11 protein-coding genes are annotated in these 9896 nt (G+C 70.2%); 3 read left to right on the top strand and 8 right to left on the bottom strand.

All coding sequences use genetic code 11. The annotated features are described in order from the left end of the window. The first annotated feature begins 71 nt into the window (after positions 1–71). Positions 72–1079 carry an o-succinylbenzoate synthase gene (locus tag HP507_RS16145; protein WP_175352797.1) on the top strand — a complete coding sequence of 336 codons (1008 nt, stop codon included), beginning with the start codon at positions 72–74 and terminating at the stop codon, positions 1077–1079. Here the strand turns inward: HP507_RS16145 and ccsB are convergent. The 6 genes from ccsB to HP507_RS16115 all read right to left on the bottom strand — a co-directional run bounded on the left by ccsB (position 1064) and on the right by HP507_RS16115 (position 7343). Continuing rightward, positions 1064–2062 (bottom strand): c-type cytochrome biogenesis protein CcsB, encoded by a 999-nt coding sequence (gene ccsB / locus HP507_RS16140; RefSeq protein WP_175352846.1) that lies wholly within the window; start codon positions 2060–2062, stop codon positions 1064–1066. The genes HP507_RS16145 and ccsB overlap by 16 nt on opposite strands. A gap of 5 nt (positions 2063–2067) precedes the next feature. Continuing rightward, entirely contained in the window at positions 2068–3789 is a 1722-nt protein-coding gene (gene resB, locus HP507_RS16135; protein ID WP_217508855.1) for a cytochrome c biogenesis protein ResB, read from the bottom strand. Beyond that, positions 3773–4471, bottom strand: coding sequence for a cytochrome c biogenesis CcdA family protein (locus tag HP507_RS16130; RefSeq protein ID WP_175352844.1), 699 nt, complete (start codon positions 4469–4471; stop codon positions 3773–3775). The genes resB and HP507_RS16130 overlap by 17 nt, the downstream gene beginning before the upstream one ends. A gap of 45 nt (positions 4472–4516) precedes the next feature. After that, positions 4517–5131: a redoxin domain-containing protein gene (locus HP507_RS16125; protein ID WP_175352796.1), complete on the bottom strand. Its 615-nt coding sequence runs from the start codon at positions 5129–5131 to the stop codon at positions 4517–4519. Beyond that, the gene (locus HP507_RS16120; RefSeq protein WP_175352795.1) at positions 5128–5784 is read right to left on the bottom strand and encodes a histidine phosphatase family protein; all 657 of its coding nucleotides are present in this window, start codon (positions 5782–5784) and stop codon (positions 5128–5130) included. Before HP507_RS16120 ends, HP507_RS16125 begins: the two co-directional genes overlap by 4 nt. Positions 5785–5852: 68 nt before the next feature. Beyond that, on the bottom strand, positions 5853–7343 hold the full coding sequence (locus HP507_RS16115; RefSeq protein ID WP_175352794.1) for a SulP family inorganic anion transporter: 1491 nt from the start codon (positions 7341–7343) through the stop codon (positions 5853–5855). Positions 7344–7403: 60 nt separating this feature from the next. Between HP507_RS16115 and HP507_RS16110 the strand changes: the two genes are divergently transcribed. Further along, positions 7404–7778 carry a MerR family transcriptional regulator gene (locus HP507_RS16110; RefSeq protein ID WP_175352843.1) on the top strand — a complete coding sequence of 125 codons (375 nt, stop codon included), beginning with the start codon at positions 7404–7406 and terminating at the stop codon, positions 7776–7778. Here HP507_RS16110 and HP507_RS16105 read toward each other — a convergent pair. Further along, on the bottom strand, positions 7755–7973 hold the full coding sequence (locus HP507_RS16105; protein ID WP_175352793.1) for a hypothetical protein: 219 nt from the start codon (positions 7971–7973) through the stop codon (positions 7755–7757). The two genes, HP507_RS16110 and HP507_RS16105, sit on opposite strands and share 24 nt — an antisense overlap. Positions 7974–7977: 4 nt before the next feature. After that, positions 7978–8310, bottom strand: coding sequence for a hypothetical protein (locus HP507_RS16100; protein ID WP_175352792.1), 333 nt, complete (start codon positions 8308–8310; stop codon positions 7978–7980). A gap of 148 nt (positions 8311–8458) precedes the next feature. Here HP507_RS16100 and aspS point away from each other — a divergent pair, with 148 nt between their 5' ends. Next, on the top strand, positions 8459–9799 hold the full coding sequence (aspS, locus tag HP507_RS16095) for an aspartate--tRNA(Asn) ligase (RefSeq protein WP_175352791.1): 1341 nt from the start codon (positions 8459–8461) through the stop codon (positions 9797–9799). The last annotated feature ends 97 nt before the right edge of the window (positions 9800–9896 follow it).

Below are 9896 nucleotides of genomic sequence, written 5' to 3'. Positions count from 1 at the left end.
TAATGCCCTGCCCTGGCGGTCGGCTCCGAGGAACCGTGAGGTGCCCTGGACGTCGCTGACAGGATGGTCACGTGCTCCCCGACCTCGCCGATCTCCTCGCCGACGCGCACGTCGTCGCCCTGCCGATGCGGGTTCGGTTCCGCGGCATCACCGTGCGGGAAGCCCTGGTGCTCCGCGGCGAGACCGGCTGGACCGAGTTCTCCCCCTTCGTCGAGTACGACGACGCCGAGTCCGCGGCCTGGCTCCGGGCGGCGATCGACTTCGGCTGGACCCCGCACGAGCCCGCCGCCGGCTCCGTACCGGTGAACGCCACCGTGCCGGCGATCGCCCCCGACGCCGTCGCACCGCTCCTCGCGCGCTACCCGGGCTGCACGACCGCGAAGGTCAAGGTCGCCGAGCCGGGAACGACGATCGACGACGACGTCGCCCGCGTGACCGAGGTCCGGCGCGTGATGGGACCGGAGGCCGCCGTCCGCGTCGACGCGAACGGCCTCTGGTCGGTGGCCCAGGCCGCCGAGGCGCTCGAACGGCTCGCACCGATCGGCCTGCAGTACGCCGAGCAGCCGTGCCGCACGGTGCCGGAACTCGCGTCGCTCCGGTCCCGCATCTCGGGACTCGGCGTGCCGATCGCCGCCGACGAGAGCGTGCGCAAGGCCTCGGACCCGCTCGCCGTCGCACGGGCCGGCGCCGCGGACGTGCTCGTCGTGAAGGCGCAACCCCTCGGCGGGATCACCGCCGCACGGGCGATCGTCGCGGACGCGGGGTTGCCGTGCGTGGTGTCGAGCGCGCTCGACACGTCGGTCGGACTCGGGATGGGGGCCTTCCTCGCCGCGGAGGCGATGTCGGCCGGGTACGCCGCCGGCCTCGGGACGGCGGCGATGTTCGAGTCGGACGTGTCCGCCTCGCCGCTGCTGCCCGTCGACGGGCACGTGCCGGTGCGGCGTGCGGAGGTGTCCCGGGAGCTGCTCGAGCGGAACGCCGCGTCGCCGGAGCGCACCGCCTGGTGGCGGGCGCGGCTCGAGCGCGTGCACGCGCTGCTCGTCGCGTCAGCGACCGGCGCGTCTCACAGACCCGAGTAGCTGTGCAGGCCCTTGAAGAACACGTTCACGACGGAGAAGTTGAACATCACCGCGGCGAAGCCGATGAGCGCGAGCCACGACGACCGCGCGCCGCGCCACCCGCGGGTCGCACGGGCGTGGATGTACCCGGCGTAGATGACCCAGATGATGAAGGTCCAGACCTCCTTGGTGTCCCACCCCCAGTAGCGACCCCAGGCCCGCTCCGCCCAGATCGCACCGGCGATGAGCGTGAAGGTCCACAGCACGAAGCCGACGAGGATGACGCGGTAGGTGAGGACCTCGAGCCGGTCGGCGTCGGGCAGCGTCTCCATGAAGCGGAGCTTGCCCGAGCTCGAGCGGCCCTGGCGGTACGTCTGCACGAGCTGCGACACCGCGAGACCGGCGCCGAGGGCGAAGAACCCGGTGCCGGCGATCGCGACGAACACGTGGATGACGAGCCAGTACGACTGCAGCGCGGGCTGGAGCGGGACGACGGGCACCCAGTAGTTCACGGTCGCGATGCCGAGCAGGATGATCGTCAGGCCGGTGATGAAGACGCCGAGGAACTTGAGGTTCTGCCAGAGCTGCACGAGCAGGAAGATCAGGATGATCAGCGCGGTACCGGTCAGGGAGAACTCGAACATGTTGCCCCACGGCACACGGTCCGCCGCGATGCCGCGGAGCACGTCCGAGCCGACGTGCAGCACGAGCGCGAGGATCGTCATCGCCATGCCGACACGCTCGAACTTCGTGCCGCTGCGCCGCCCCGTGCCGCCGTCGGACGACTGCGCCACCTTCTCGAGGACGACGGTGCCGCCCTGGACCGTGGCGACGGTCTGCTCGGCGGCGCTCGCGCGCGGGGCATCGGCCGTGCCGGCCGCTGCCGCCGCGACGTTGCCCGAGCGCTTCGCGACGTCGAGGGCGAACGCGATGAACGCGATGACGTAGACCGCCATGGCCGAGTACGTCAGCACGACCGAGTAGGTCGCGAGGTTCGTGGTCATGTCGTTCACTGGGGCATCCTAACTCCGAGGTCCGACGCATGGCGCTGGGCGATGTCCGCCACCGCCCGTTCGAGGTTCGGGTCCTCGCCGCGTGCGAGACCCGCGTACTCCAGGTCGTACTCCCCCTGCTCCGCGCCGGTGCGCGGCACCACCTTGACCCACACCCGGCGGCGCGGGACGAAGAGCGAGGTGAGGAGACCGAGCACGGACAGCACGGCGAACCCGCCGACCCACAGCTGCGAGGGGTCGTGGTGCACGTCGAGCGAGACGTACCGCTTCACACCGTCGAAGGTGATCGACCCGGCGTCGCCCGGGAGCTTCTTGGTCTGCCCGGGCTTCAGCTCGACGCTCGCGGCGTCCGACTGCCGGCCCGCGATCTGCTGCAGTCCGCTGGTGTCCAGCGTGTAGACGCTCTGCGGGACGCCGTCGTCCAGCCCCAGGTCGCCGGTGTACACCTGCAGCGTCAGCAGCGGGTTCTGGTCGTCCGGGTACGCGCTGGCGTAGGCCCCCGTGGAGAGCTTCGACGCCGTCGGGTAGAAGAACCCGACCATGCCGAGCTGGTCCGGCACCGAGTCGGGCACCTTGATGACGCCGGTGGACGTGTAGTTCGCGTCCTCGGGGAGGAATGGCACGGTGTCCTTGAACGCCACGTTGCCGTCGCCGTCGCGCACCGTGACCGACATCGCGTAGCCGTTGCCGAGCAGGTACACGTTCGTCCCGCCGATGCTCAGCGGCTCGTTGACGCCCAGCCGGCTGGTCGTCTTCTCGCCGCCCTTCTCCTGACTCGTCACCGTGGCGGAGTAGTCGAGCGCCTGCCCGAGGGCGTCCAGGTTCCGCTCCTCGTACTTCGTGACGAACTTGTCGAGCGTCAGGTTGTAGCCCTTGAGGTCGGTCTGCCGGAACCAGCGCCCCGGGTTGAACGAGTCGTACGAGCCGAGCACGTTCGAGAACGTCTGCCCCTCGACGAGCAGCCGCTGCCCGGTGTAACCGAACCCGCCGCCGACGCCGACCGCGAGGAGCACGCCGACGAGTGCGGCGTGGAACACCAGGTTGCCGGTCTCGCGCAGGTAGCCGCGCTCCGCGCTGACCGAGTCGCCGAAGCGCTCGACGCGGTACCCGGAACGCTTCAGGAGGGCCATCGCACGCGTCACGGCGTGCTCGACGGACGGGAGGCGCGTGGCGGCGTCCGTCCCGTCGGCCGCGGTCGTGCCGCTGGTCGTGGTCGCGAGCGTGTCCGGCTGGACCGCCACCGTCCGGTAGCCGGCGAGGCGGGTCAGACGGACGGGGGTCCTCGGCGGGCGGGTCCGGAGCGCCTGCCAGTGGTGCTTCGTCCGCGGGATGATGCAGCCGATCAGGGAGACGAAGAGCAGCAGGTAGATCGCCGAGAACCACACCGAGGTGTAGGTGTCGAAGACCTGCAGCTTGTCGAGGATCGGGTACAGCGTCGCGTGGTCCGCCTTGTACTGGACGACACCGTTCGGGTCCGCGGTGCGCTGCGGGACGAGCGAGCCCGGGATCGCCGCCAGCGCGAGCAGCATGAGGAGGAACAGCGCCGTCCGCATGCTCGTGAGCTGGCGCCAGAAGAAGCGGAGGTAGCCGACCGGACCGAGCCTCGGCTGGTTCACACCGGGGTCGCCCGGCCCGGAGCCGTCGACGTGGTCGGACGGTCGCTGGGGGTCCGCCGTCGTGTCGGTGGAGTCGATGTCGGGTTCAGACCGCGGGGACAAAGCTCTGGATCACCGCCCCCACGCTCGACATGACGGCCGACCAGATTCCGGTGACCATGAGCAGACCGATGACGATCAGGATCGCTCCTCCGATGATGTTGACGGTGCGCATGTGGCGCTTCACGGCGCGGATCGCACCCGTGGCCCAGCCGGCGCCGAGCGCGACGAGGACGAACGGGACGCCGAGCCCGAGGCAGTACGCGACCCCGAGCCACATGCCCTGCCAGGCGCTTCCGGACTGGACGCTGAGCAGGTTGATCGCGGCGAGGGTCGGGCCGAGGCACGGGGTCCAGCCGAGGCCGAACACGATGCCGAGCAGCGGGGCGCCGACCAGGCCGGTGGCCGGCGTCCAGCCGGGCTTGATCGTGCGCTGCAGGAACGTGAACCGACCGACGAAGACCAGGCCCATCGCGATCACGACGACGCCGAGGACCTGCGTGATGAGGTCGCGCCACCGGACGAGCCAGAAGCCGAGCGCGCCGAAGACGGTCGTGTACGCCACGAACACCGCCGTGAAGCCGAGGATGAACAGCAGCACCCCGAGCACCACGCGGCCGCGGCGCTGTCCGCCCTCGGCGACGCCGCCGACGTAGCCGAGGTAGCCCGGCACGAGTGGCAGCACGCACGGTGACAGGAACGACACGAGTCCGGCGAGTGCCGCGACGGGGAGCGCCACGGCCATCTGCCCGCTGAGGATCGCGTCGGCGAAGGGGTTGCTGGACACGGTTCAGGAAGCCTTGCCCGACAACTCGTCGGAGACGAGGGTGTTCAGGATGCCGGGGCCGTCCACCGCGCCGAGCACGCGTGCGGCGACGCGGCCCTGCTTGTCGAGGACGATCGTGGCGGGGACGGCGTTCGGCGCGATCTGACCCGAGAGCGCGAGCTGCATCGTGCCGGACTTCTGGTCGAGCACCGTCGGGTAGTCGATCTTGAAGGTGCGCTCGAACGCCTCGGCGGTGCCCTGCTCGTCGCGCACGTTCACGCCGATGAACTGGACGTCCTGGCCTGCGAACTGGTCGTTGACCTCCTTGAGGTACTTCGCCTCGGCCCGGCACGGCGGGCAGCCCGCGTACCAGAAGTTCAGGACGACGACCTTGCCCTTGAGCGCCTTCGACGAGACCGTGTCGCCGTCGGTGTCCTTCGCCTCGAAGTCCACGGCGTCCGCGCGCTTGTCCGCGGCGACCTCGGTCACCGCGCCGTCGCCGGAGATGTAGTTCTGCGTCGTGCCGCTGCCGTACTGCTTCGACAGCGAGTCGTTGTCCGACGAGCACCCCGTCAGGACGAGGGCGGCGGCCACCACCGTCGCCGAGAGGACCGCGAACCGCTTGCTGATGACGCTCACACTGCTCCTTCGTCGACCGCGGTCGCGCGCAGTGCCTGCGCCGGGTCCGCGTACCCGACCTCGGTGAAACGGCCGGACGAGGTGGCGGGTACACGCTCGAGGGTCGTGATGCTCGAGAGGTCGCAGCGGCGCTTCCTCGGGTCGTGCCAGAGCCGTTCGCCGGCCAGGCGACGGTGCACGGTCCAGATCGGCAGCTGGTGGCTGACCAGGACGACGTCGCCCTCGTCGATGCTCTCCCACGCCGTGGTGATCGCGGCGACCATCCGGTTGGCGATGGACTCGTACGCCTCGCCCCAGCTCGGCCGGAACGGGTTCGCGATCCACGGCCACTCAGCCGGGCGCCCGAGCGAGCGCTTCGTGAAACCCGGGGGCTGCCCCTCGTACCGGTTCGTCGGCTCGATGAGCCGTTCGTCGAGTGCGACGTCGAGCCCGAACGCCTCGGACCACGGGGCCGCCGACTCCTGGGTGCGCTGCAGCGGGGAGGCGACGATGCGCCGGACGTCGACCCCGGCGTCCTTCCACGCGGTGGCCGACGCGAGCGCCATCTGCTTGCCGAGGTCGCTCAGACCGAAGCCCGGGAGACGCCCGTAGAGCACCCGGTCCGGGTTGTGCACCTCGCCGTGACGGACGAGGTGGATTCGGGTCGCGGGCATGGGTTCCAGTCTAGGTCGCTCAGCCGTTCCCACCGCCCGTACAGGCGACTCACCGGATGCGGAAGCGCTCAGCCGAGCTCGCCGGAGAGTCGCCTGTGCAACGCGACCGAACCCGTGTTGAGGTTCACCACCTCGACCGTGGAGCCGTGCTTGGCGAACCGCTGCTCCACCCCGTCGAGCGCCGCGACCGTGCTCGCGTCGAACACGTGGGCATCGGCCAGGTCGACGACGACGTGCTCCGGGTCCTCTGCGTAGGAGAACCGGGTGACGAGGTCGTTCGACGAGGCGAAGAACAGGGCGCCGCGGACCCGGTAGCGCACCGTGTGCTCGTCGACGACCTCCCGCACGACGGACACGACGTGCGCCGCGCGTCGCGCGAACACGAGCGCCGCGACCACCACACCGACCAGCACGCCGGTCGCGAGGTTGTCCGTGGCGACGACCACCACGACCGTGATCACCATCACCGCGGTCTCACCGAGGGGCATCCGGCGCAGGGTCCGCGGCCGGATGCTGTGCCAGTCGAACGTCGCGACGCACACCATGATCATGACCGCGGTGAGCGCCGCCATCGGGATCTCGGCCACGACGTCGTGCAGCACGATCGTCAGCACGAGGACGGACGCACCCGCGACGAAGGTCGACACCCGGGTCCGGGCGCCGGCCGTCTTCACGTTGATCACGGTCTGGCCGATCATCGCGCACCCGCCGGTGCCGCCGAAGAAGGCCGAGGCGACGTTCGCGACGCCCTGCCCCCACGACTCCCGCCACTTGCTCGACCCCGTCTCGGTGATGGAGTCGACGAGCTGGGCGGTGAGGAGTGTCTCGATGAGCCCCACGATCGCGACCCCGAACGCGTACGGCGCGATGAGCCGGAGCGTCTCGAGGGTGAACGGGGTCGTGATGCCGCTGAACCCGGGCAGCGCCGTCGGGAGTGATCCCTCGTCACCGACGGTCGGTACCGAGACGCCGAAGACGATGGTGATCGCAGTGATCACCACGACGGCGATGAGCGGTGCCGGCACGGCCCTCGTCAGGAAGGGGAACCCGACGATGACGGCCACCCCCAGCGCCGTGAGGGGCCAGACGATCGCCGGCACGTCCCGGCCGAAGAGGTTCGGGAGCTGCGCCGTGAAGATGAGGATGGCGAGCGCGTTCACGAAGGCGACGTTGACGCTCCGCGGGATGAAGCGCATCAGCCGTGCGACGCCCAGGAACCCGAGCACGATCTGGACCAGACCGCCGAGGACGATCGTCGGCACGAGGTACGCGATGCCGTGGTCCCGCACGAGCGGTGCGATCACGAGCGCGACCGATCCGGCAGCGGCGGACACCATCGCCGGACGCCCGCCGACGATCGAGATCACGACGGCGATGACGACGCTCGAGAAGAGCCCGACGGCGGGGTCGACGCCGGCGACGACCGAGAACGAGATCGCCTCGGGGATGAGGGCGAGTGCGGTGACGATCCCCGCGAGGACCTCCCGCGTGAGGAGCCTGGGCGAGCGCAGGGCGCTGAGGACGCTCGGAGCGGTGGGAGCGTGCGTGATCACGGACATCGCGGGCAACTCTACCGTTGCGTGAGGGTTCGATGACTAGGGTGGGTCGCCGTGAACACCATGCACATCGGCGAGCTGGCGGACCGAGCCGGCATGTCGCTGCGCACGATCCGCCACTACGACGAGGTCGGGCTACTCGTCCCGAGCGGCCGCACCACCGGCGGGTTCCGCGTCTACACCGAACAGGACCTCGACCGGCTGCTGGTGATCCGGCGCATGAAGCCGCTCGGGTTCACGCTCGACGAGATGGCCGAGCTACTGCGGGTCGTCGATGCCCTCGCCGCGAAGGACCCCGAGGACGAACCCGCCCTCGCCGCGCGACTCGACGAGTTCCTCGACGACGCCCGTGCCCGGCACGCGAAGCTCGTCGAGCGTGCAGGCATGGCCGAGGAGTTCATCGGCACGCTCGGCTCACTCCGCGCCTCGCTCCCCTGACAGCTCTCCCCTGGCGATCAACCGCGCCCGCTCTCTCCGCGCCGCTCGCCACTCCTCGAGCCGACGCAGGATCTCGTCGTACTCCCAGATGACCCGGCGAGCACGCCACGGACGGAAGCGGTACTTGTGCCGGATCCGTGCACGCCACTCCTCGTCACGACGTTCGAGGAGTTCCTCGACGGGGTCCTTGGCCATGTCGTCAATCCCTTCCCGTGATCATCCGCAGCACGACCTTGCCGTAGACGGCGTCCTCGTCGCGAAGGATCTGCATTTCGTACATCGTGTTCGCGCTGGCGAAGCCGATCTCTCCCCTCCCGACGTCGCCGTGGCAGACCTGCTCCACGGTCCACACGAATCGCGACCAGGCGCGATCCCGCTCCTCCCGTGCGACGTCCCGGCGCCACCGCAGCAGCGCCCATACGCCACCGACGAGGCCGGCCACCACCGTCACCGCGGCCGCCCCCAGCGCCGCGACCACCGTCGCCACCGCCGCAGGCGGCCAGGCCGCGAGCCCCTCGACCCCTGCCGTCATGCGGGGCCTCCCTCCAACTCGCGACCCGGCCACGTCGAGAACGCTACGGACCCGTCGGAGCCGCCCCGCGCCTCCCGGCCGATCCGTGGAGAACGCCGGACGCGACCCGACCTGTGGACGAACGAGCAGACCGTTAGACTCGACCACCGTGATCGAACGCACCCGCATCGCCGACCTCGCCGCACGCCCCGACGGCCCCGTCTCCGTCGCCGGATGGGTGGAGACCGTCCGAGACCAGAAGAAGGTGCAGTTCGTCGTCCTCCGCGACGAGAGCGGCGCCGCACAGCTCGTCAACCCCGCAACGCGCGAGGCCGAGGACGGCGACGACGCCGCCCAGATCGCCCTCGGCATCACCAACGAGATCTCCGGCCTCGCCCACGGCACGTTCATCCACGTGCAGGGCACGCTGAAGCAGGACGAGCGCGTGAAGCTCGGCGGGCTCGAGGTCAAGGTCGGCTCGCTCGAGGTGGTCAGCGCCGCGATCCCGGAGACCCCGATCGCGGACGACTCCTCGCTCGACAAGCGCCTCGACTGGCGCTTCCTCGACCTCCGCAACCGCAAGCAGAACCTCATCTTCCGCATCCAGACGACGCTCGAGCACGCGTTCCGCACCTACTGGGTCGAGCGCGACTACATCGAGATCCACACGCCGAAGCTGATGGCCTCGGCGTCGGAGTCGCGGGCCGAGCTCTTCCAGCTCGAGTACTTCGAGACGACGGCGTACCTGGCGCAGTCGCCGCAGAACTTCAAGCAGATGGCCCAGCCGGCCGGCTTCGGAGCGGTCTTCGAGATCGCGGACGCGTTCCGCGCGGACCCGTCGTTCACGAGCCGTCACGCCACCGAGTTCACGAGCGTCGACGCGGAGATCTCGTGGGTCGAGTCGCACGAGGACGTCATGGCGATGCACGAGGAACTCCTCGTCGCCGGCTTCACCGCCGTCAAGGAGAAGTACGGCAAGGACATCGAGGAGGTCTTCGGCTTCGAGTTCGTCGTGCCGACCGCGCCGTTCCCCCGCGTGACCCTCGCCGAGGCCCGGAAGATCGTCGCCGACAGCGGCTACGAGGTCGTGCGGGCCGACGGTGACCTCGACCCCGAGGGCGAGCGCCGCGTGAGCGCCTGGGCGAAGGAGACGCACGGCTCGGAGTTCGTCTTCGTCACCGACTACGACGCGTCGATCCGGCCGTACTACCACATGCGTCACGCCGACGACCCGACGCTCACGAACAGCTACGACCTGCTGTTCAACGGCGCGGAGATCTCGACGGGCGCGCAGCGCGAGCACCGCGTGGAGACCCTGACGGCGCAGGCCGTCGAGAAGGGCCTCGACCCGGAGGAGCTCGGCTGGTACCTCGACTTCTTCCGCTACGGAGTGCCGCCGCACGGCGGGTTCGGCATGGGCCTGGCCCGCGTGCTCATGCTCGCGCTGCACGAGCCGTCGATCCGCGAGGTCACCTACCTGTTCCGCGGCCCGACGCGCCTCACCCCGTAGCCCGGCCGGGCGCGGCCCGGCCCGCCGACCGCAAAACGCAACGTTGACGACACGTCGCAGCGGTATCCCTCTGCGCGTAACCGTCAACGTTGCGTCT

The sequence above is a fragment of the Curtobacterium pusillum genome (assembly GCF_013359865.1).
Taxonomy (GTDB): domain Bacteria; phylum Actinomycetota; class Actinomycetes; order Actinomycetales; family Microbacteriaceae; genus Curtobacterium; species Curtobacterium pusillum.
The sequence above is the reverse complement of the archived record's forward strand: the minus strand, read 5'-3'. Positions and strand labels throughout refer to the sequence as shown.